The organism is Nocardia sp. NPDC051832 (assembly GCF_040681285.1).
In the GTDB taxonomy this organism is placed as follows: domain Bacteria; phylum Actinomycetota; class Actinomycetes; order Mycobacteriales; family Mycobacteriaceae; genus Nocardia.
On record NZ_JBFAYL010000003.1, the window covers coordinates 411,675 to 430,925 of the forward strand.

Here is a 19,251-nt window from a genome sequence, read left to right on the forward strand (position 1 = left end):
CCTGCCCCCAGGCAACCAGTTTCACAACCGAAGGCCGGTCCACCATTGGTGGGCCGGCCTTCGGCGTTGACAGCGGATCGGGCTACTTTGCGAACACCTCATCTAGGCTGGTCGCGGTCAACGTGCGTCGCGTCCAATAGTGCTGCTCGGCGGCAGTAGCGGTGTGGATGGTTTCCAAGATGTGTGATGGCAACTGACCGAACTTGATCGTCATCAAATCGATCAAGGTTGCGATCCGTTCTTTGGCTTCACCTCGGGCTTCGCCCCGGGCCTCACCTCGGGCTTCGCCTTCGGCGCGGAGTCGGTCGGCGGTGGTCATGAGTGCCTCCTTGGCTCGAGGGCCGATGGTCCGTTCGAAGAAATAGGCGAGGTCTTCGAGGGGTCTATCACCTGCTATCAAAATGTACGTCATGTGCGGAATGAGGGCATCGACTCCGTCCGGGGTGCTTGCGACCGCTCGAAAGTTCTCCTCCAGTGGTTCCAGGATCATCGTCATGGTCCTCGCGTCGGCGTTCTTCAGATCAAATTTGTGGAGGTAGTGCACGATATGTGCTGGTGGGGTCAGCAGCCGGGCCTGTAGTGCTGCGACGTCGATGGTGGCGATGTCGTCCAACAGAAACTGGAAACGGGGGAGATGCGATCCCAGGAGCTGGAGCATGGTCGGATCGGCGTCGTACAGATCAGCGAGTTCGGTGGGTGCCGACCACGCCCGGCCGGTGTGGTTGTTGTGCACCACCAATGGAATGACCACGGGAATTGCTCGGGCAGAGGGGTTTTGGTCCAAGTAATGGTTCCAGATACCGGTGACGTAGCTGAGCATGCGCAGCGGCATCATTCGGTCCGAACAACTCTGGTGTTCGATCAGCAGGTAGATGAACGCGTCGTGGCCGTCGCAGCGGGTCCGGAACACCAGATCGCTGTAGCTCGAGCGCAGTTCGTTGCTGACGAAACTGCACGACATTAGCTCTAGTCGGTCCCAATCCAGCCGCGCGGCAACCTCTTCCGGCAGGGCTGTCCGCAAATGCGATGCGGCGTTGGCTGGCAGGCCAAGCACTTTCCGGAAGTGTGCGTCATGCGGATTGGATGGTGTGACGGCCATGGCGCCGGACGCTACTCGGCGATCCCGTGCGACTCGCCCAAAACGCAATAATGCGTTTGCAATATTGCGATTCTGACCCGAGGGGCCTTCTGTCCCGGGAACATATAGCGCATGGCTACTGGAAGACTGCCTGATGAGGGCATGTCTGACGCCGCTTCGTTGCTAGGAGGAGGGTTCATGGGTTCGTTCGAGTACTGGCCGCCGCCCGCGTTGCCGCCCGGGTGGCATCGGTTCACGTTGTTCCACTGCCCGATCGGGTTGTGGGACATCAGGTTCGAGGATGAGCGGTACGACAGGATCAAGGGGGAGCCGCCGGAGGGGTGCACTGTCACCGAGATCGGGCGGTACTTCGCGCTGGAGTGCGCGCGGCCGGGACCGACCTTTCTGGACGCGGTGGCGACCACCTGTGCGGACATTCGGGACCGGTACGGGCTGTCGATGTACGACCTCGGCATCGAGAACGTCGACGAGTGGTCGGCCGACGGCCTGAACGGCTGGGGCGCAAAGGTTCTCGGCCAACTCGCCCTGATGTCGGTCGAGCGGGCCGAGCTACTGGGCTATCACGCCGAGGACCTGGTGCGGTTCATCCGGATCGTGGCGGGCGACGGTCGTGGCCTGGACGACGCGCGCTGGTAATGTGCGGCGCGGGGAAGGGGGCGCCACATGAATTACCAACCACAGGGCTATGCGCCATATCCGCCAGCGCAATCGAAATCCGCTGACGGTGCGGTCGGCATGGCCGCCGGGATTTTCGCGCTGCTCGTCGGGCTCGCGTACGCGGCGTTGACGTTCAACGCGGTCAGCGCGCGGCGGGAGGTGCAGCGCGACTTGGACACTCGCGTGCCCATGGATGGCAGCTACCAGGTGTTGTGGTCGGGCTACGGATTGGCGTCGGTCCTGCTGCTGCTCGGCGCGGTCCTGTTGCTCTGCCGGACGACCGTCGGCCGGGTCCTCGTCATCATCGGTTGTGTCGTCGCGATCGCCGCGACCGGGCTGTACACCCTGATCGAGCTGATCGATTCGCTGGACAGCAAGCACATGCGGGGCTCGGCGCGAGTCGTCGCCGTGATCTTCTCGCTCGGGTTCGCGATTCCGCCGGCTGCGGCCCTGGGGCTGGCGTCTGTCCGCGCCACCGGCCGCTGGATTCGGACCAAGTAGCCCCGGAGCCGCTCAGCCCGCGAGGACGAAGGCCACGAGGAAGCCTGCGGCGGTAGCCATTCCGACCCACCAGCCGCCCTCGCGGTAGGCCTCGGGCATCAGGGAGTCGGCGAGGACTGCGATGGTGGCGCCGCCGGCGAAGGCTTGGACGGTGCTGATGTGGGTGGCGGAGAGGTTGTCGGACAGGGTGTGTCCGAGCAGGGTCACCAGGACGAGCAACAGACCTGTCGCGGCCCAGAGGTAGAAGGCGCGGGCGGGGGAGAAGTCGTGCTTGTCGCGCATGAGGGTGGCACCGCTGATTGCTTCGGGCACGTTGCCGACCGCCACCGCGACCAGCAGGACCAGACCACCGCCGGAGGTGAGGGAGACGCCCAGGGCGGTGTTCTCGGGAACGCCGTCGAGGACGGTGCCGAGCATCAACGCCCAGCCGATAGCGGCGGCCCCGAGCTTCGCCTCGATGAAATGGTTTGCCACGACATAGATTCCGGCGCCCGCGAACAGCGCCGCCGCCGCGATCCAGACACCGGCTTGATGAAACGCGGGCTCGAACAGCTCCGAGGACGCGGCCGCGATCATCGTGCCCGCGCCGAACGCCATCAGCGACGCCAGCACCTGTTTCGGCAAGGTCCACCGCAGGCCGATGGCCGCCCCGATAAGCAGCGGCAGCGCGGTCCCGAGCCCGTAGAGCAGCGCTTTCAGCATGCGCCACACCCTAGGCGGCGCGCTCCCGGGCGTTCCCGCCGCCCATGTCAAGAGCAATGCTCGCTTTCATGAGCTTCGATCACTGAAATCAGATGCCTTCAACGGCAAGCACTTTGAACGGGGCGACAGGAATGCCTTCGGCCATCGGTCCGCCTTTGTCGAATTGCGACGCGGTGACCAGCGCTTTACCGCCGACATAGACCATTGTGGTTGGGATGGACAGGGATTCGTCGGTGAAGACCGCATCGCGGGTGGCGGCCGCATAATCCTCGGACAACGTCCAGCGGCTCAGGGTGTTCGTCCGGTTGTGGACAACTCGCAGCGTGGTTCCGGAGAGATCGAGCCCGTCGCCGTTCTTCAGATCGCCGCCATCGAGCCGGACCTTGTGGATGGTTGTGGATGAATCCACCGCTGTCGCAATCCGATACAGGTCTCCCGTGGGCATGTCGACGACCAGCAGGTACTTCCCGGCGGGATCGGCGACGATCCCGTTGAAGCTGAAGCCGCCGTCACGCGGCGTGATGACCTTGCTCAGATCGAAAGCCGTTGCCAGCTCCGCGGTTCCACCCTGGGCGACCTGCTCGGGAGTAACACGGTAGACGAGGGCCCGCACGGAATCGGTGAGGTACGCGGCGCCGTCGGGAGTAATGGCCAGATCGTTGACGAAACGCGGATCGGCGCCGGGCACGGTGAAGGTGGCGAGCAGAGTGCGAGTTCCGGTGTCGTACACCGAGACTCCCTTGGTCGAGTCGGTGACCCAGAGCCGCCCGGCCGGATCGACTTTCAGCCCGTTGGCCGTGCCGCGCCCGTCGGCGCCCGCGGGCAGGAACACCTCGGCTCGCGCGGCCCCGGCGGCCGCGCGGTAGATCGCTCCGGTGCTATAGGAGCCGACATAGGTTGCGCCGGTGCGCGAGTCGACGGCGATGCCCTCGGGGTAGGCGCGTTCGCCGGGAAGTTCGTAGGCGGTGCTGACGCGGGGCGCGGGCTCGCTCGACGTCGTCGAGCCGGATCCGCAGGCGGTCAGCACCGCGGCGGCGGCGAGGACGGTGGTCGCGGCGACGGGACGCGGCAGATTCATGGTCGATCCTCTTATCGAATGAAGTCACATTGAGCAACGAGGACGAACATAGATTAGAGTTCTAACTATCGTCAAGAGTCGAATGAAATGATGGACGGTTACGATGCGTGCATGACGTCGATGCCGGCCGCCGAACGCCTCGGTTCCTATCTGAAGCGCGCCGAGCAGGCGATGGCCGCGGCGAAGACGGCCGCGCTGAAACCCGCGGGCCTCACCGTCCCGCAGTACGCCGCCCTGCTCTCCCTCGACGAGAACCCGGGAATCTCCGCGGCCGCCCTGGCCCGGCTGTGCGGGGTCACCCCGCCCACGATGAACACCGTCCTGGGGAACTTGCAGGAGCGCGGCCTGATCGAGCGCACCCCGCACGCCTGGCACAAGAACGTGCTGGAGACCCGCCTCACCGCGAAAGGCGAGACGGTCATGAAGGACGCCGACAAGCGCGCGATCCACGTGGAGCGCACGGTAGCGGCCGAGTTCAGCGCGACGGAGCTGAAATCGCTGCAGAGCTTGCTGACCCGCTGCGCGGATCGATTCGACTCGATCCGCCCGGAGTAGCTAGATCGGGTCGGTCACCCGCAGTCGCTCGGCCAGTTCGTTGAAGATGTAGAAGTTCGGGATCGAGGCCACCGCCACCAGTGAGATCCAGCGCCCGTCGACCTTGATCCGCACCAGCCCGCTGCGCGCGTCGATCAGCTGGATCTGCTCCCATGGGTAGGACTCCCCGCGGAACACCAGCGTGTCCAGATTCAGCGCGATATCACCGAACTGCATGGTCTCGCCGTTGTCGATAGCCGTGACGGCGCTCGGCAGCTGGGTGGCGGTGATCGCCGACTGGATCGTCTTGCCCCACTCGCGGCCGTTGCTGAACAGGGTGTCGTCGAAGGTCGCGTACGCGCCGGGACCGGTCATCTCGAACGCGTACTCGGTCACCGCGGAGGTCTGGAACGGAATCACCCGCTGCTTCACCTGCGCGGTCTCCCAGCGGAATCCGGCGATCCGCTCACCCGAGCGGTACACCGTCATGCCGAAGTCGAACAGATCCAGCCGCGCGGACCGATGCTGCCGATTGCTGCGCGCACGCCAAGCCGCGGGCACAGCCGGGACCAGGGCGAGCAGCCCGGCGGCGGCCCCGCCCGCGGGCGCGCCGACCGCCACACAGATGACACCGAGCACCACGCAGCACCCGACGACGATGCCGCAGCCGCGTACGAACGTATCGCTCACGGGTGCGGGCAGATACGTCTGACGATGCGTACCGAGTTTCTGGTACTCGGCCATCAGGTGGATCAGTTGTGATAGCGGTACCGTGCGCCCGTCATCGGTCTCGCCCGTATCCTGCTCCAGGGTGTTCGGAGTGGCCATAGTCCCTCCACGAGGCGGTTTTCCGCGCGAAGCGTATGTCACTCGGGCCCGACTCGCCACCGCGACCCCGTGCGACGCGCCGGAGTTGGCGACGAAAGTCAGGGCGTGGCAACCATCGGAATATCCGATTTCTCTCCCACCCGGTCGAAATGCTCCTTCAAAGACGCTGTGGCACATCACTTTCAGTGCGAGCAGGGTCGTCAGTCCCGCGCGCACATCAGGATTCGGGACAGCTATGACTACGGCGCGGCCGGCGGTGGTTCCCGGCGTCGGCATGAACCCGGCAAACTTCGCGTTTCAGGGGAACCGGTCCGTTCGAAAAAAATTCTACGATTCCCCTCCAAAATTGCCCACGGGCCGCGGCCGCCTCGGTATCGTCTGTTTCGGCAAACAGCCAGTGACAGCGGAGTGGCGGCCGTTAGATCGGAGTCGTTGTATGGCAGGTGATTTCCCGCCAACTTCCGGCTAACGCGCGGTCAGCCGGAGGTTGAAGCGAAGGCCCCGATCCATGACGAGGGGATCGGGGCCTTCGGTATTGTCTGCCCCAATGTCACAGGATGCGAATACGGGACGAATGTATGCCGGGCAACCCGTAGAGGACCGGCAACGTCAGCGGCGTGCGCGTTTTCTGGAGTCGGGCCTCACGGTCTTCGCACGCGACGGCTACGCCAATAGTTCGGTGGGCGCTATCTGTAAGGACGCCGGGCTCTCCTCGCGCCAGTTCTACGAGGAGTTCACCGGCCGCGAATCGCTGCTACTCGAGCTCTACGAGCAGATCGATCGGGAGTCGCGCGAGGCGGTTACCGCCGCGCTGGACAAGAAGGCCGAAGCCAGCGCGCTCGAGATCATCGACGCGGCGGTCCGCGCCTACGTCGAAGCCATCGGGGCCGATCCGCGCAAGGCGCGCGTCGCGCTGGTCGAGGTGGTCGGCGCCGGGCCCAAGGTGGAGAAGTTCCGGTTGGAGCTGCGCCGCGTCTGGGGCTCGCTGCTCGCCAGCGCCGCCGAGGATGCCGCGATGCACGGTGAAATCCCCACCGGCGACTACGAAATGCGCGTGCTGGCCATCATCGGCGCGGTCAACTACGTGGTCGATTCGTGGAGCGGCGCCGACCCGCGACCGCCGCTGGACGATGTGATCCGAGTGCTCAGCCGGGTGATCATGGGAGCTGTCGGGGCGTAATGGAGACCGTCCCCATTCAGGTCCCGGACGGCAGCACGATTCCGGTGCGGCTGTTTCCGGCCCAGGGTGCGCACAAGCACCCCGTGACCCCCGACGCGCCCCGCCCGGTGGTGGTGCTCCTGCCCGGATTAGGCGTTCCCGGCGGGTATTACGAGTATTTCGCCGGTCAGCTGGCCGGTCGCGGCTTCGATGTCGCGATCGGTGAACTGCGCGGCAACGGCGACAGCATGCCCAAGCCGAGCCCGTCGAGCAGCTACGGTTACCACGAACTGGTCTCGGTCGACTTTCCCGCCATCCTCGAGGTGGTGCGCACCCGATTCCCTTCCAGCACTCCGTATCTGCTCGGGCACAGCATGGGCGGCCAATTCGCCGTCCTGTACGCCTCGCGCATCCGCGGGCGGCTCGGCGGGCTGATCCTCGTCGCGTCCGGAACCCCGTACCACAAGGGCTATCCGGGCGTCTTCGGTCCGGGCATCCTGTTCGGCACGGCCGCGGCCTCGCTGACGGCCAACCTGGCCGGCTTCTGGCCCGGCGACCGAATCACGGTGGGCGGCTTCGGCCGTCAATCGAAGGTACTGATCTCGGACTGGGCGCGGCTGGCCCGCACCGGGCGGTTCCGGCCGGTCGGCGCCGATATCGATTATGAGGAGCGCATCGGCCGGCTGAAACTGCCGGTGCTGTCGATCACCATCGCCGGTGACGACCTCACCCCGCCCGGCTCGGCCGAGCATCTACTCTCGAAAATGCCGAAAGCCGAAGTGACCGAATGGCATCAGCCGGAAAAGCTCGGTCACAACGGCTGGATCACCGATCCCGCAAGCACTCTCGACCGGATCGAGAAGTGGCTGCGGGACCGGTAGTCGTTCAGCGGGACTTGTTGTCCTCGCACAGCATCTGGGTGAAGAACTCGTAGATCAGGGCCGCCTGGAATGCCGACTGCTTATTGTCGGCCGCGCCACCGTGGCCGCCCTCGATGTTCTCGTGGTACCAGAAGGTGTGGCCCTGTGCTTCCAAGAGCGCGGCCATCTTTCGCGCGTGTCCCGGGTGCACGCGGTCGTCGCGGGTGGAGGTGGTGAGCAGGATCGGCGGGTACTCCGCCTCGGCGCGCACATTCTGGTACGGCGAGTACTTGCTGATGTACTCCCACTCCTCCGGCTTGTCCGGGTCGCCGTACTCGGCGACCCAGGACGCGCCCGCCAGCAGCAGGTGGTAGCGCCGCATGTCCAGCAGCGGCACCTGGCAGACGATGGCGCCGAACAACTCCGGGTACCGGGTCAGCATCACGCCCATGAGCAGACCGCCGTTGCTGCCGCCCACCGCGCCCAGCTGCCCGGCGGTGGTGATGCCGCGGGCGACCAGATCCTCGGCGATCGCGGCGAAATCCTCGAACGCCTTGTACCGGTTGGCCTTCTGCACCTGGGTGTGCCATTCCGGGCCGTACTCGCCGCCGCCGCGGATATTCGTCATCACCCAGGTGCCGCCGCGTTCCAGCCAGCCCATCCCGGAGGCGCCGCTGTAGGCGGGGGTGCGCGAGACCTCGAAGCCGCCGTAGCCCGACATCACCGTCGGGCCCGGCCGGTCCATGCGGTCGCGATGCCGGAGCACGAAGTACGGCACCATGGTTCCGTCCGCGGAGCGGGCGAAGAACTGCTCGGTCACGATGCCGTCGGCGTCGAAGTACTCGGTTTCCTGCTTCAACTGCGTGGTCTCGCCGCCGATCGAGCAGGCCAGCAGCGTCGTCGGGGTGGTGAAACCGCTTGTCATCAGCATGAATTCGTCGCCGCCCTCGAGCGGGTCCAGATTCACCACGCCGGTGGTCGCCATCGGCGGGGTGTCGGCCAGCGGCCGTCGCGCCCAGCCCTCGGAGCCCGGAGTAAGGACGTAGAGCTTGGTCTGCACGTCCTTGAGGGTGGACAGGATCAGGTGGTTCTCGGTCCAGCCGTACCCGTGCAGCGCGGTGTGCGCGTCGGGGGTGAACAGCACCTCGAATTCCCTTGTACCGGAGAGGAATTTCTCGAACTCGATGGCCAGCAGCGCGCCGGGCGGGTAGGTCTCGCCGCCCACCTCCCACGCCGACTTCAGCCGGATGGTCAGCCAATCCTTGTACCAGGATTCGCTGGCATCGCTCGGCACGTCGAGATGGCGGAGCGTGCCGTCGGCTTCCAGCAGATGGACTTCCTCGTTGAAGAAGTCCGAGGCCCGTCCGACATAGTGGCGTTCGTAGCCGGGCGTGCGGTCGTAACCGGCCGACACCGCGACATCGCCCGGCTCGCCCTCGAAAACCGTTTCGGCGGCGGCTAATTCGGTGCCGCGCCGCCAGCGCTTGGCGATCCGGGGATAACCGGAATCGGTGAGCGAGCCCGGGCCGAAATCGGTGCCGACATAGACCGAATCGATATCGATCCAGCTGATCCGCGACTTCGCCTCGGGCAGCTGGAACCCGCCGTCCGCCGCATCGATGAATTTCCTGGTCTCGATATCGAATTCGCGGACCACCTTGGCGTCCGCGCCGCCGCGCGACAGACTGATCAGCGCCCGGTGCTGCTCCGGCCGCAGCACGCCCGCCCCGCCCCACACCCAGTTCTCGTCCTCGGCGGCCGCCAGCGCGTCCACATCGATGAGCACGTCCCAAGCCGGGGACTCCTTGGCGTACTCCGCGAACGTGGTGCGCCGCCACAACCCGCGCGGATGCTCGGCATCGCGCCAGAAGTTGTACAGCCACTTGCCGCGACGACCGGGATAGGCCACCTTGGTGTCGTCGTCGAGCATGTCCAGGATGCGGCGCTCGAGCTCGCTGAACCGGTCGGAGGACGCAAAACGCCCTACGACCACGTCGTTATGGGCCCTGGCCCAGTTCAGAGACCGCTCGTCGGTCACCTCTTCGAGCCAGAGGTAAGGATCGCTCATGCCAGACATTGTCACCTGGATGACGAGTAGCAGCCGCTCGGGTCACCAATAGTGCGCCACATCGAGCACCACCCGGGAGCCGTTGCCGGGCCCGTCGAGGGTGAACACGCGGAATGGCAGCCGGGCGCGAACGCCGAGTCCGACCGTGGTCTGGCCCTCGAACGAACCCGCCCACGCGACCTGGCGGAAGGTGCTGTAGCCGGTCACGTCGGTCAGTTCGGTGCGGTTGGCGGGGTGGTAGGTGCTGTTGCCCGCGTTGTCGTAGGCCGGGGCGTAGACGGCCACGTTCAGGAAAGCGCCGCCGCGCAGCGGGACCGGGGCGCCGGAACCGTCCTGGGTCACCCGGTCCACGTAGCCGACCCGATACCCCGAGACCGGGCCCGCGAGGTCGACGACCAGGCGGTCGTAGCACTGGTGCCGGCCGGAACGGATGTTCGTCACCGGGGCGGTGGAACCGTACGGGACCGACTTGTCCAGCGAACCCCAGACCAGGCCGCAGTAGGAGGGCGTCGAACCGGCGGGGCCGGCGGTGACCACCAGGGTCGCCAGCGTCACGAGCGCGGACAGCACGACAAAGAGGGAGAATATGCGACGCATGCCGCACCAGCCTTCGGCAGAGAAACATCAGGTACCCGGTAGATCGGGCGGATCGGAGACCCCGTTAGGCACGGATCGGTCGCGGGTTCGTTGCGAAATGGGGCCGGGAACCTGCGCGGATGCGGTTTTCGTTGAGATCGATAGTCCGCGATGGAAAGGAATCCGAGTGCCGCACTTCGTGTGGGAGCAGCACTGCTGCCTGCCGCTACTGCCGTCGGCGGCCATCGCCGACGCGGCGCGCTATCCGGTGGGGTCGTACGTGTCGATCAACGTGGGGTACGCGCCGGAGTCGACCGCGGACGCGGTCGCCATGGCGGAACTGTTCCGCAAGGACGCCCTCGACGACGGCCGCTTCCGATTGGTGCAGCGCTACCGGGACATCGCCGCCTGCGCGGGCGAGTCGATCGCGCTGGCTTTCGATCTCGAGGACTCCGGGCCACTGGGCGGCGACCTCGACAACATCGAAATGTTCCACGAGCTCGGTGTCCGCTCGCTCGCCACCACCTACAACCACGCCAATGCCGCCGGCTGCGGCTGCCTGGACACCGAGGACACCGGCCTGACCGCCTACGGGCGCGACATCGTCCGCACGCTCAACGCGGCCGGCATGTTCGTCGACGGATCGCACTGCTCCCGGCGTAGCGGCCTCGACATGGCCGAGCTCACCGCGGCGCCGATGATCTACAGCCACTCCAATTTCGCTGCGCTGTGGGCACATCCGCGCAATATCACCGACGAACAGGCGCTGGCCTGTGCCCGCACCGGCGGTGTGATCGGAATCAACGGCGTAGGAATCTTTCTGGGGCACAACGCGGAATCCGAACGCGCCGAGCGCGTGGCGGCGATGGCGCGGCATATCGAGTACGGGGCCGAGCTGGTCGGGATCGAGCACATCGGCGTCGGGTCGGACTACTCGTTCGATGGCGACGAATTCAACCAGGAGATCGCGGAGCACCCGGAGAACTTCTCGGCGGAGTACACGAAATACGGTCCGCTGCAATGGACTCCGCCGGAGGACTGGCTCGGCGACGGCGAAGTCCCCGGTCTGGACGAAGTGCTCGCCGACCGGGGATTCTCCGAGTCCGACCGGGCCGCCGTATTCGGCGGCAACTTCGCCCGCATCGCGGGGGAAGTCTTCCGGGACTGAGCCGTTCAGCCGAGGCGGACCAGCATTTTGCCGGTGTTCGCGCCGGTCAGCACGCCGAGGAAGGCGGCCGGGGCCTGCTCGAGACCCTCGTACACGGTTTCCCGGGTGCGCACGGTGCCGTCGGCCAGCCAGCCCGCGGCCTTGCCGATGTATTCGCCGAAGATCGGGAAGTAGCTGCTCACCAGCATGCCGCGCAGCGTCGCCTCCTTGGTCGCGGCGTGGTACAGGTCCGGCCCGCCCGCGGCGGCACCGCCGTTGTAGCCGCTGATCGCGCCGACCAGCGCCACCCGGCCGTGCTGGCGCAGGGCGTCGACCGCGACGCGCAGGTGTTCACCGCCGACACTGTCGAGGTAGACGTCGATACCCTCGGGTGCGGCCGCCGCGAGCTGACCGGCGAGATCGCCTGCGCGGTAGTCGATCGCGGCGTCGTAGCCGAATTCCTCCAGCAGCAGCCGGCTCTTCACCGGCCCACCGGCGGAGCCGATAACCTTGCCCGCCCCAAGGGCTTTCGCGATCTGCCCGGCCACGCTGCCGACCGCGCCGGCGGCCGCGGAGATGAACACGGTGTCGCCCGGCTGGACCGGAGCCACATCGGTGAGCGCCGCGTACGCGGTCAGTCCGGTAGTGCCCAGCACGCCCAGGTAGTGCTGCGGCGCGGCCAGTTCCGGGTCGACAGGGGTGGCTGAGGCGGCGTCGAGCACCGCGTACTCCCGCCATCCGGCGAAGTGCGAAACTGTCGCGCCGACCGGGATCTCGGTGACGCGGGAGGCGATCACCGTACCGACCGCCGAGCCTTCCAGCGCTGCGCCGAGCTGGAACGGCGGGATGTAGGACGGGCGATCGTCCATCCGGCTCCGCATGTACGGGTCGACCGACATCCAGGTGTTGCGCACCAGGATCTGGCCCTCGGCCAGGGCGGGCAGTTCCCGCTCGACGAGGGCGAAGTGCTCGGCGGTGGGCGCGCCGGTCGGGCGCGCGGCCAGCTGGAACTCCCGCGAGGTGGTGGGGAGGGTGGCGGTGGTCTCGGTCAGGAGCGCGTTGTTTGTCATGCGAATGACGTTATGAGCCAGCGCGACCCGATCCGAGGTCCGCGGATGACGCGCACCGGTCCAAACGCGCCACGCTCACGCGGAGAGCGCGCGCAGCTGCGACGGCGAGGTCCCCGACCAGCGCCGGAAGGCTTTCCGCAAGGCTCGGTCATCGGTGAATCCCAAGCGGTTCGCGATCGCGGCGGTCGTCAGACGGCCCTCGCCGAGGAGGGTTTTCGCCTGTTCGTAGCGGACTGAGTCGTACTCGTGCCGCCAGGTGGTGTCGTGTTCGGACAGGTGCCGCTGCAGGCTGCGCGGGCTCATGGCGAGCCGCCGCGCGACCGTCGCCAGGGTGGGATCGCCCTGCGCGATGGCCGCCGCCAGGGCGATCCGGAACGCCTCGAGCGGACTGGGCAGCGGGCGGGCCGAGGCCAGCACCAGATCCGCGTGACTGCGCAGTAGATCGGCCAGCATCGGGTCGGCGCGGGGGAGCGGCGCCGTGGCATCGGCCGCGGCGAAGGTAATGCTGTCGGCCTCGGCGTCGAATTCGATCGCGGCGGTGCCGAACGCCTCGACCAGGACGCCGTGTTCCCGGGGCGCCGGGTGCCCGAAGGTGACGCGGGTCGGCACCACCGCGCGCCCGGTGGCCTCGCGGGCGCGGCGCAGGTAGTAGGCGAGCACATATTCGTTGACCACCGAGGCCGCCGCCGGATCGTGCGCGCTGGTGCGGAAGCCGACGGTGAGGTCGCCGTCCTGCCGCAGGTCGAAACCCTCGATGGCGGCGGTGACCAGGCGGTGGTACGGCTGGGCGGCGCGCATGGCGTCGGCCAGCGTCGCCCCGGTGGTGACGAGGTAGTCCCAGGTGGTCAAGGTTCCCAGGGGTGCGGCGGCGGCCACCGCGAGGCCCGCACCCGGACCCGGCCGGGCGGCGGCGAGCGCCTCCCACAGCTGGATCAGCGACCGCAGGGGCACCCGGGTGAGATCCCCGCTCAACGAGTGGTCGTCGGTGCCGTGGATGGCGGCGAGCCGGCTCGGATCGACCCCCGCGTGCCGGGCCGCGTCCCGGACCAACCGGACCAGCTGGGTCGAGGCCGTGCTGTCGGTCGGATCGAACGCAAGCCGTTTGCCGCCATCCGGCTCGCCGAAAACCACCCGCCCAGACTATCCAGCGCCCACGCTCGTCGCAGGTCCGGCGAATGTTCATACTGTTCGGCGCACCGGGCGGCCAGGTCGCCGCGGGTTGATGCCGGTATTTGCGGGGGGACCGGTGGGCTAACCCGGGGCGACGGAGTTAGGCTCGGGGGCGTGACTTCCCACTACGATGTCGTCGTTCTCGGCGCTGGTCCCGGCGGTTACGTCGCTGCGATCCGTGCCGCTCAACTCGGCCTGCGAACAGCGATTGTCGAGCAGAAATACTGGGGCGGTGTGTGCCTGAACGTGGGCTGCATCCCGTCGAAGGCACTGCTGCGCAACGCCGAGCTGGCTCATATTTTCCACAAGGAAGCCAAGACCTTCGGCATCTCCGGTGACGTGAGCTTCGACTTCGGCGCCGCGTTCGACCGCAGCCGCAAGGTCGCGGACGGCCGGGTCAAGGGCGTCCACTTCCTGATGAAGAAGAACAAGATCGACGAGTTCGACGGCAAGGGCTCCTTCGTCGACGCGAACACCCTCGCGGTCGAGTTGACCAAGGGCGGCTCGGAGACCATCACGTTCGACAACGTGATCATCGCGACCGGCACCGTCACCAAGCTGCTGCCGGGCACCCAGCTCTCGGACAACGTCGTCACCTACGAAGAGCAGATCCTGACTCGGGACCTGCCCGGGTCGATCCTCATCGTCGGCGCCGGCGCGATCGGCATGGAGTTCGGCTACGTCCTGAAGAACTACGGCGTCGACGTGCGCATCGTGGAGTTCCTGGACCGCGCGCTGCCGAACGAGGACGCCGACGTCTCCAAGGAGATCACCAAGGCGTACAAGAAGCTCGGCATCACCATCTCCACCGGCGCGGCCGTGCAGTCCATCGACGACGACGGCTCCAAGGTCACCGTCCAGATCAAGGACAACAAGACCGGCAACGTCGAGACCGTCACCGTCGACAAGGTGCTGCAGGCCGTCGGCTTCGCGCCCCGCGTCGAGGGCTACGGCCTGGAGAACACCGGCGTGCAGCTGACCGACCGCGGCGCCATCGCCATCGACGACGCCATGCGCACCAACGTGCCCAACATCTACGCCATCGGTGACGTCACCGCGAAGCTGCAGCTCGCGCACGTCGCCGAAGCCCAGGGTGTGGTGGCCGCGGAGACCATCGGCGGCGCGGAGACCCTCGCCCTCGGCGACTACCGCATGATGCCGCGCGCCACCTTCTGCCAGCCGCAGGTCGCCAGCTTCGGCTTGACCGAGCAGCAGGCCCGCGACGAAGGCTACGACGTGAAGGTCGCGACTTTCCCGTTCACCGCCAACGGCAAGGCGCACGGCCTCGGCGACCCGACCGGTTTCGTCAAGCTGATCGCCGACACCAAGCACGGCGAACTGCTCGGCGGCCACCTCATCGGCCCCGACGTCTCCGAGCTGCTCCCCGAACTGACCCTGGCCCAGAAGTGGGACCTCACGGTCAACGAGCTGGCCCGCAACGTCCACACCCACCCGACGTTGAGCGAGGCCCTGCAGGAAGCGATCCACGGCCTGGCCGGCCACATGATCAACTTCTGAGCCGGTCGAAAACCGCTGTGCGAGACTGACTTCGTGACGATCTCGAACGACCCGGTGCGGGTACCCTCCCGCACCGGGTCGAACTCTATGGCCTGGCTGTGGCTGGCCGTCGGCTTCGTTCTCGCCCTCATGGCCGCGGGTGTGCTGGCGCTGGTCGACACCCAGATGATTCGTTCCCAGGTGTACGAGAGCCATGCTCAGCCCGCCGGCCTCACCTACGAGAACGGCCTGGGCCGGAACTACCACGTCGAAATCGCGGAACAGCACAGCATGGTGCTGAACCGCCGCCTGCCGGACAAGATCTTCATCGGACACGGCCCGGGTGTCACCTACGGCCACCCGGTCTATCTCCAATCCACGGGCACGGAACCGTTCGAATCCCGAGCGGTCGAGTGGAGCCAGGACGGCGTGCGCATCGAATTCACCTCCGGTCATGAGCTTTTCGTCCCCGCCTCCGCGTTCACCGGTGGGCGCTGACCAAGAGACAGAGGGATTGATGCGTCGGAAGTTGCTTCTCGGTAGTGCATTGCTGCTCGTCGTGCTGCTGCTCGTCGCGGTCGGCGGCTATTACCTGATGAATTCGCGGACCTATCAGCTCGCTGGGCGGCTGGTGGATCGGGTGGATGCCAGCGCGAAGGTGGTGGCACTGACACTGGATGACGGACCGACGGGGAAGACGGCCGAGGTCCTGAAAGTGCTTGCGGAGTCGGGGGTTCCGGCGACGTTCTATTTGAACGGGCGGGATCTGGCGGCGAACCCCGAGGCCGGGCGGGCGATCGCGCAGGCAGGGCACGAGATCGGGAATCACACCTATTCGCATCGGCGGATGGTGCTCGTTTCCTCGGGAACGGTGCGGGACGAGGTGGAGCGAACCGACGCCGAGATCGCGAAAACCGGCTACCAGGGGCCGATTACGTTCCGGCCGCCGTATGGGAAGAAGCTGTGGGGGCTGCCCAGGTATTTGGCCGACCACGACCGGACGACGGTCATGTGGGATGTCGAACCCGACTCCGGGAAGGTCGCCTCGACGGACGAGATCGTGGCCGAGACGGCCGGCAAGGTGCGGCCGGGATCGATCGTGCTGTTGCACGTGATGAGCGATCAGGGTGCGAACTCGCTGGCCGCGATCCCGCGGATCGTCACCGAATTGCGGGGTCAGGGCTATGAATTCGTCACCGTGTCGAAGCTGATCAGCTGAGCATGCCGTAGGCCCCGGCGGGGGTGAACCGGGCCAGCACCCGCCGATCCTCGACCATGGCCCGGCGATATTCGTTCCAGTCCGGGTGTTCGCCGGTGGCCTCGCGGTAGTAGGCGACGAGCTCCTCGACGGTGGCGTCGTCCGGATTCTCGGCGATCGGCGTCAGCTCGACCGTGCCCTCGATGACGGCGTAGGCGAAGAAGTCGTCACGCGTGACATGCAGCGCGGCCCAAGGGTCCCGGCGCAGGTTGTGGTACTTGGCGCGGTCGGCGGTGATGGAGATGCGGATGACGCCGTCGTCGCCCACCAGGTGCAGCACGTTGGACAGCTGCGGCCGGCCGTTGCGGCGGATGGTGGTGAGCACGGAACGGCGTGCGGTGCGGGCGAAATCGACGGCTTCGGAGAGATCCATAACACAGTCAACCGCGGGTGCGGGCCGGACGTTCCCGATTCAGTCGCGGTGGTAGGCGGCCTGGGCTTCCTGAATCCGAGGCATGTTCGTTTCCAGCACCCGGATCAGCGATTCCAGATGCTCGGCGACCTGCGCGCCGATGTCGGTCAGGGTGTATTCGACCCGCGGCGGAATGGTCTCGTGCACCTCGCGATGCACCAGTCCGTCGCGTTCCAGGCCCTGCAGGGTCTGCGAGAGCATGCGCTCGCTCACACCGTCGACGCGGCGGCGCAAAGCGCTGAACCGGTACGGGCCTTCGCGCAAAGCGACCAGGGCCAGGGTGCCCCAACGGCTGGCGACATTCTGCAGAACCGGACGTGACGTGCAGTTCCGTGCGAAAACGTCGGCTTCCAGCGTGGGGTCGTCGGCCTCCACCGACGGGGTGCGCTGGGTACTCATGCAACCGATAGTACCGGACTTGACATGGGGTGCTTGCGGAATAAATAGTGCTTACTATTAGTTAGTGCATGTCGAACAGTACCTAACCTGGAGGTAGTCATGACCGTTGCAGTCACCGGAGCAAGTGGCCAGCTGGGCCGTCTCGTCGTCGAAGCGCTCGTGCGCGCCGGGTCCACTCCGGTCGTCGCGATCGTGCGCGATCCGCAGAAGGTCGCCGATCTGGCCGGGCCCGATGTCGAGATCCGGCAGGCGTCCTACGACGATCCCGCCGCGTTGGATCGCGCGCTGGCCGGCGTCGATCGCGTGCTGCTGATCTCGGGCAACGAATTCGGCAAGCGAGTCGACCAGCACACCAACGTGATTCGCGCCGCCGAACGCGCCGGCGTGGAGCTGCTCGCCTACACCAGCATCCCGAAGGGCGCCGCCAATCCGCTGATCCTCGCGCAGGAGCACATCGGCACCGAGGCCGCGCTCGCGGATTCGACTGTGCCGCATGTCATCCTGCGCAACGGCTGGTACTGGGAGAACTACCTCGGCGGCCTCGGGCACGCCGTGGAAACCGGGGTGCTGAACGGCGCCGCCGGCGACGGCCGGGTCGCCGCGGCGGCCCGCGCCGACTACGCGGAAGCCGCCGCCAAGGTGCTCACCTCCGAGGGTCACGCGGGCCGCGTCTACGAACTCGGCGGCGACGAGCGCCTCACCTATGCCGAACTGGCGCAGGCGATTTCCGAGGCGGCGGGCAAGCCGGTGCGTTACGGCAACCTGCCGGAGTCCGAGTACGCGGCGGCCCTGGCGGGCGCAGGTCTGCCCGCGCCTTACGCCAAGGCGCTCGCGGACGCGGACACCGGCATCGCTCAGGGCGTCCTCGACGTGGACTCCGGCGACCTGCAGAAGCTGCTCGGCCGTTCCTCCACTCCAGCCGTCGAGGTCTTCCGCGCGGCCCTGAGCTGACCGCCGCTCAAATCCTCAGACCCATTGCACCAGCTGGATGATGATCCCGTTCGGATCGGCCATCTGGAAGTAGCGTTCACCCCAGGGCTCGGTCTCGATCGGTGTCACGATCGGCACGCCCGCGGCGCACAGGCGCTCGTACTCCGCGTCGATGTTGTCCACGGTGAACGCGACCAGCAGGCCCTCGCCCGCCGCGCCCGCCTTGTTCGTCGGCTTGAAGGATTTCAAGCCGACGGCCAGGTAGACGACGCTCATCCCGGCCTCCGGGTGGCCGAGGGAGACGAATCCGTCGGCCGACATCAGCTCGGCGAAGCCGAGGGTGTCGATCAGGAACTTCGCCGAGGTCTGCGGGTCGGCGACGTTGAGGGAGATGGTGGATGCGGTGATGGTCATGCGGCCTCCTCGTGCTCGATGAACAAACTCTATACTTAGTACGCTGTACCTTGTAGAATAATTTCCGAGCCGCTGCACTATGAGCTGAGTCACATCGATACGATCGAGGCCCCAGCGGAGGAGGCGACTTGGCGGCAAAAGAACGCACTGGTGCGGGCGACCCGGCGCGCACGCTCGAATTGCTCTGGCGGGTACCGGGAAAGCCGGCGCGCGGACCGAAACAGCGCAGCAGTATCGACGCGGTGGTGACGGCCGCGCTGGAGATCGCGGACTCGGCCGGGTTGGAGGCGCTGACCATGCGGGCGGTGGCCGCGCGGCTCGGGCTGACGCCGATGGCGACCTACACCTATGTGCCGGGCAAGGCCGAACTGGTCGACCTGATGCTGGACACCGTCTACCAGCGGATGCCGCGCCCGGACCTGTCCGGCCTGGACTGGCGCGCGCGGGTCACCGCGATCGCCGAGGCCAACCGCGCGCTGCTGGCGCGGCATCCGTGGGTGGCCTACCTGCCGACCACCCGGCCGCCGCTCGGCCCGGGCGTCGCCGCCAAATACGACCACGAATTGCGGGCTTTCGAACGCATCGGGCTCAGCGATGTGGAGATGGACGCGGCGCTGACCCATCTACTCGGCTTCGTCACCTCGGTCGCCCGCGTCGCCATCGACACCGAACGGGCGGCCGCCGACAGCACGATGTCCGACCATCAATGGTGGGAACGCGCCGCGCCGCTGCTGGAACAGGTATTCGACACCGAGCGTTATCCGGTGGCCGCCCGGGTCGGCGCGGCCGCCGGGCAGCACCAGGACGCGGCCTACAGCGCCGGCCACGCCTGGGAATTCGGCCTCGCCCTGGTGCTGGACGGGTTGGAGACGCTGCTGATCGAGCGCTGAGC

General features: G+C 67.0%; 22 protein-coding genes. 11 read left to right on the top strand and 11 right to left on the bottom strand.

Annotation, left to right across the window (positions count from 1 at the left end; genetic code table 11):
- Positions 1–82: 82 nt before the first annotated feature.
- Positions 83–1,099 (bottom strand): Rpn family recombination-promoting nuclease/putative transposase, encoded by a 1,017-nt coding sequence (locus AB0M14_RS19655; RefSeq protein ID WP_364996869.1) that lies wholly within the window; start codon positions 1,097–1,099, stop codon positions 83–85.
- A gap of 177 nt (positions 1,100–1,276) precedes the next feature.
- Here AB0M14_RS19655 and AB0M14_RS19660 point away from each other — a divergent pair, with 177 nt between their 5' ends.
- Both AB0M14_RS19660 and AB0M14_RS19665 read left to right on the top strand, forming a co-directional pair.
- Entirely contained in the window at positions 1,277–1,735 is a 459-nt protein-coding gene (locus tag AB0M14_RS19660) for a hypothetical protein (RefSeq protein WP_364996873.1), read from the top strand.
- A 99-nt stretch (positions 1,736–1,834) separates the two neighbouring features.
- Positions 1,835–2,257 carry a hypothetical protein gene (locus AB0M14_RS19665; RefSeq protein WP_364996875.1) on the top strand — a complete coding sequence of 141 codons (423 nt, stop codon included), beginning with the start codon at positions 1,835–1,837 and terminating at the stop codon, positions 2,255–2,257.
- Positions 2,258–2,269: 12 nt separating this feature from the next.
- Here the strand turns inward: AB0M14_RS19665 and AB0M14_RS19670 are convergent, their stop codons facing one another.
- Together AB0M14_RS19670 and AB0M14_RS19675 are read right to left on the bottom strand one after the other, a co-directional pair.
- Entirely contained in the window at positions 2,270–2,959 is a 690-nt protein-coding gene (locus AB0M14_RS19670) for a ZIP family metal transporter (RefSeq protein WP_364996878.1), read from the bottom strand.
- 88 nt (positions 2,960–3,047) lie between these two features.
- A complete protein-coding gene (locus AB0M14_RS19675) occupies positions 3,048–4,037 on the bottom strand; it encodes a superoxide dismutase (RefSeq protein ID WP_364996880.1) in 990 nt (329 codons plus the stop codon).
- Between the two features lie 111 nt (positions 4,038–4,148).
- On the opposite strand from AB0M14_RS19675, the gene AB0M14_RS19680 reads away from it, so the two are divergent.
- Positions 4,149–4,592, top strand: coding sequence for a MarR family transcriptional regulator (locus tag AB0M14_RS19680; RefSeq protein WP_364996882.1), 444 nt, complete (start codon positions 4,149–4,151; stop codon positions 4,590–4,592).
- On the opposite strand, the gene AB0M14_RS19685 is transcribed toward AB0M14_RS19680, so the two are convergent.
- Positions 4,593–5,399 (bottom strand): DUF6585 family protein, encoded by an 807-nt coding sequence (locus AB0M14_RS19685; protein ID WP_364996884.1) that lies wholly within the window; start codon positions 5,397–5,399, stop codon positions 4,593–4,595. It lies immediately after the preceding gene.
- 547 nt (positions 5,400–5,946) lie between these two features.
- On the opposite strand from AB0M14_RS19685, the gene AB0M14_RS19690 reads away from it, so the two are divergent.
- Together AB0M14_RS19690 and AB0M14_RS19695 are read left to right on the top strand one after the other, a co-directional pair.
- Positions 5,947–6,579 carry a TetR/AcrR family transcriptional regulator gene (locus tag AB0M14_RS19690; RefSeq protein WP_228538823.1) on the top strand — a complete coding sequence of 211 codons (633 nt, stop codon included), beginning with the start codon at positions 5,947–5,949 and terminating at the stop codon, positions 6,577–6,579.
- The gene (locus tag AB0M14_RS19695) at positions 6,579–7,439 is read left to right on the top strand and encodes an alpha/beta fold hydrolase (protein ID WP_364996887.1); all 861 of its coding nucleotides are present in this window, start codon (positions 6,579–6,581) and stop codon (positions 7,437–7,439) included. The genes AB0M14_RS19690 and AB0M14_RS19695 overlap by 1 nt, the downstream gene beginning before the upstream one ends.
- A gap of 4 nt (positions 7,440–7,443) precedes the next feature.
- Here AB0M14_RS19695 and AB0M14_RS19700 read toward each other — a convergent pair whose 3' ends face one another.
- Complete coding sequence (locus AB0M14_RS19700) at positions 7,444–9,486, bottom strand: prolyl oligopeptidase family serine peptidase (protein ID WP_364996890.1); 2,043 nt, start codon at positions 9,484–9,486, stop codon at positions 7,444–7,446.
- Positions 9,487–9,528: 42 nt separating this feature from the next.
- Positions 9,529–10,083, bottom strand: coding sequence for a hypothetical protein (locus tag AB0M14_RS19705; RefSeq protein WP_364996893.1), 555 nt, complete (start codon positions 10,081–10,083; stop codon positions 9,529–9,531).
- Positions 10,084–10,249: 166 nt separating this feature from the next.
- Here AB0M14_RS19705 and AB0M14_RS19710 point away from each other — a divergent pair, with 166 nt between their 5' ends.
- Positions 10,250–11,230: a membrane dipeptidase gene (locus AB0M14_RS19710; RefSeq protein WP_364996895.1), complete on the top strand. Its 981-nt coding sequence runs from the start codon at positions 10,250–10,252 to the stop codon at positions 11,228–11,230.
- 5 nt (positions 11,231–11,235) lie between these two features.
- On the opposite strand, the gene AB0M14_RS19715 is transcribed toward AB0M14_RS19710, so the two are convergent.
- Complete coding sequence (locus tag AB0M14_RS19715) at positions 11,236–12,279, bottom strand: NADP-dependent oxidoreductase (RefSeq protein ID WP_364996898.1); 1,044 nt, start codon at positions 12,277–12,279, stop codon at positions 11,236–11,238.
- A gap of 75 nt (positions 12,280–12,354) precedes the next feature.
- Positions 12,355–13,410, bottom strand: a complete 1,056-nt coding sequence (locus AB0M14_RS19720; RefSeq protein ID WP_364996901.1) for an AraC family transcriptional regulator ligand-binding domain-containing protein — start codon at positions 13,408–13,410, stop codon at positions 12,355–12,357.
- A gap of 153 nt (positions 13,411–13,563) precedes the next feature.
- Here AB0M14_RS19720 and lpdA point away from each other — a divergent pair, with 153 nt between their 5' ends.
- From lpdA to AB0M14_RS19735, 3 genes are read left to right on the top strand one after another with little or no spacing between them, the layout of a single operon-like run.
- Complete coding sequence (gene lpdA, locus AB0M14_RS19725) at positions 13,564–14,967, top strand: dihydrolipoyl dehydrogenase (protein ID WP_364996904.1); 1,404 nt, start codon at positions 13,564–13,566, stop codon at positions 14,965–14,967.
- A gap of 33 nt (positions 14,968–15,000) precedes the next feature.
- A complete protein-coding gene (locus AB0M14_RS19730) occupies positions 15,001–15,444 on the top strand; it encodes a hypothetical protein (RefSeq protein WP_364996907.1) in 444 nt (147 codons plus the stop codon).
- Positions 15,445–15,463: 19 nt separating this feature from the next.
- Positions 15,464–16,165, top strand: a complete 702-nt coding sequence (locus AB0M14_RS19735) for a polysaccharide deacetylase family protein (protein WP_364996909.1) — start codon at positions 15,464–15,466, stop codon at positions 16,163–16,165.
- On the opposite strand, the gene AB0M14_RS19740 is transcribed toward AB0M14_RS19735, so the two are convergent.
- Positions 16,158–16,577, bottom strand: a complete 420-nt coding sequence (locus AB0M14_RS19740) for a PPOX class F420-dependent oxidoreductase (RefSeq protein WP_364996911.1) — start codon at positions 16,575–16,577, stop codon at positions 16,158–16,160. The two genes, AB0M14_RS19735 and AB0M14_RS19740, sit on opposite strands and share 8 nt — an antisense overlap.
- Positions 16,578–16,616: 39 nt before the next feature.
- On the bottom strand, positions 16,617–17,015 hold the full coding sequence (locus tag AB0M14_RS19745) for a helix-turn-helix domain-containing protein (protein WP_364996914.1): 399 nt from the start codon (positions 17,013–17,015) through the stop codon (positions 16,617–16,619).
- 99 nt (positions 17,016–17,114) lie between these two features.
- Between AB0M14_RS19745 and AB0M14_RS19750 the strand changes: the two genes are divergently transcribed.
- On the top strand, positions 17,115–17,966 hold the full coding sequence (locus AB0M14_RS19750; protein WP_364996917.1) for an SDR family oxidoreductase: 852 nt from the start codon (positions 17,115–17,117) through the stop codon (positions 17,964–17,966).
- 15 nt (positions 17,967–17,981) lie between these two features.
- On the opposite strand, the gene AB0M14_RS19755 is transcribed toward AB0M14_RS19750, so the two are convergent.
- Positions 17,982–18,359, bottom strand: coding sequence for a VOC family protein (locus AB0M14_RS19755; protein WP_364996920.1), 378 nt, complete (start codon positions 18,357–18,359; stop codon positions 17,982–17,984).
- Between the two features lie 128 nt (positions 18,360–18,487).
- On the opposite strand from AB0M14_RS19755, the gene AB0M14_RS19760 reads away from it, so the two are divergent.
- On the top strand, positions 18,488–19,249 hold the full coding sequence (locus tag AB0M14_RS19760; protein WP_364996923.1) for a TetR/AcrR family transcriptional regulator C-terminal domain-containing protein: 762 nt from the start codon (positions 18,488–18,490) through the stop codon (positions 19,247–19,249).
- The last annotated feature ends 2 nt before the right edge of the window (positions 19,250–19,251 follow it).

Bases quoted from the DNA above. Each gene is read 5' to 3' on its own strand.
- AB0M14_RS19655 (WP_364996869.1), bottom strand. From the start codon at position 1,099: ATGGCCGTCACACCATCCAATCCGCATGACGCACACTTCCGGAAAGTG.
- AB0M14_RS19660 (WP_364996873.1), top strand. From the start codon at position 1,277: ATGGGTTCGTTCGAGTACTGGCCGCCGCCCGCGTTGCCGCCCGGGTGG.
- AB0M14_RS19665 (WP_364996875.1), top strand. From the start codon at position 1,835: ATGGCCGCCGGGATTTTCGCGCTGCTCGTCGGGCTCGCGTACGCGGCG.
- AB0M14_RS19670 (WP_364996878.1), bottom strand. From the start codon at position 2,959: ATGCTGAAAGCGCTGCTCTACGGGCTCGGGACCGCGCTGCCGCTGCTT.
- AB0M14_RS19675 (WP_364996880.1), bottom strand. From the start codon at position 4,037: ATGAATCTGCCGCGTCCCGTCGCCGCGACCACCGTCCTCGCCGCCGCC.
- AB0M14_RS19680 (WP_364996882.1), top strand. From the start codon at position 4,149: ATGACGTCGATGCCGGCCGCCGAACGCCTCGGTTCCTATCTGAAGCGC.
- AB0M14_RS19685 (WP_364996884.1), bottom strand. From the start codon at position 5,399: ATGGCCACTCCGAACACCCTGGAGCAGGATACGGGCGAGACCGATGAC.
- AB0M14_RS19690 (WP_228538823.1), top strand. From the start codon at position 5,947: ATGTCACAGGATGCGAATACGGGACGAATGTATGCCGGGCAACCCGTA.
- AB0M14_RS19695 (WP_364996887.1), top strand. From the start codon at position 6,579: ATGGAGACCGTCCCCATTCAGGTCCCGGACGGCAGCACGATTCCGGTG.
- AB0M14_RS19700 (WP_364996890.1), bottom strand. From the start codon at position 9,486: ATGAGCGATCCTTACCTCTGGCTCGAAGAGGTGACCGACGAGCGGTCT.
- AB0M14_RS19705 (WP_364996893.1), bottom strand. From the start codon at position 10,083: ATGCGTCGCATATTCTCCCTCTTTGTCGTGCTGTCCGCGCTCGTGACG.
- AB0M14_RS19715 (WP_364996898.1), bottom strand. From the start codon at position 12,279: ATGACAAACAACGCGCTCCTGACCGAGACCACCGCCACCCTCCCCACC.
- AB0M14_RS19735 (WP_364996909.1), top strand. From the start codon at position 15,464: ATGCGTCGGAAGTTGCTTCTCGGTAGTGCATTGCTGCTCGTCGTGCTG.
- AB0M14_RS19740 (WP_364996911.1), bottom strand. From the start codon at position 16,577: ATGGATCTCTCCGAAGCCGTCGATTTCGCCCGCACCGCACGCCGTTCC.
- AB0M14_RS19745 (WP_364996914.1), bottom strand. From the start codon at position 17,015: ATGAGTACCCAGCGCACCCCGTCGGTGGAGGCCGACGACCCCACGCTG.
- AB0M14_RS19750 (WP_364996917.1), top strand. From the start codon at position 17,115: ATGACCGTTGCAGTCACCGGAGCAAGTGGCCAGCTGGGCCGTCTCGTC.
- AB0M14_RS19755 (WP_364996920.1), bottom strand. From the start codon at position 18,359: ATGACCATCACCGCATCCACCATCTCCCTCAACGTCGCCGACCCGCAG.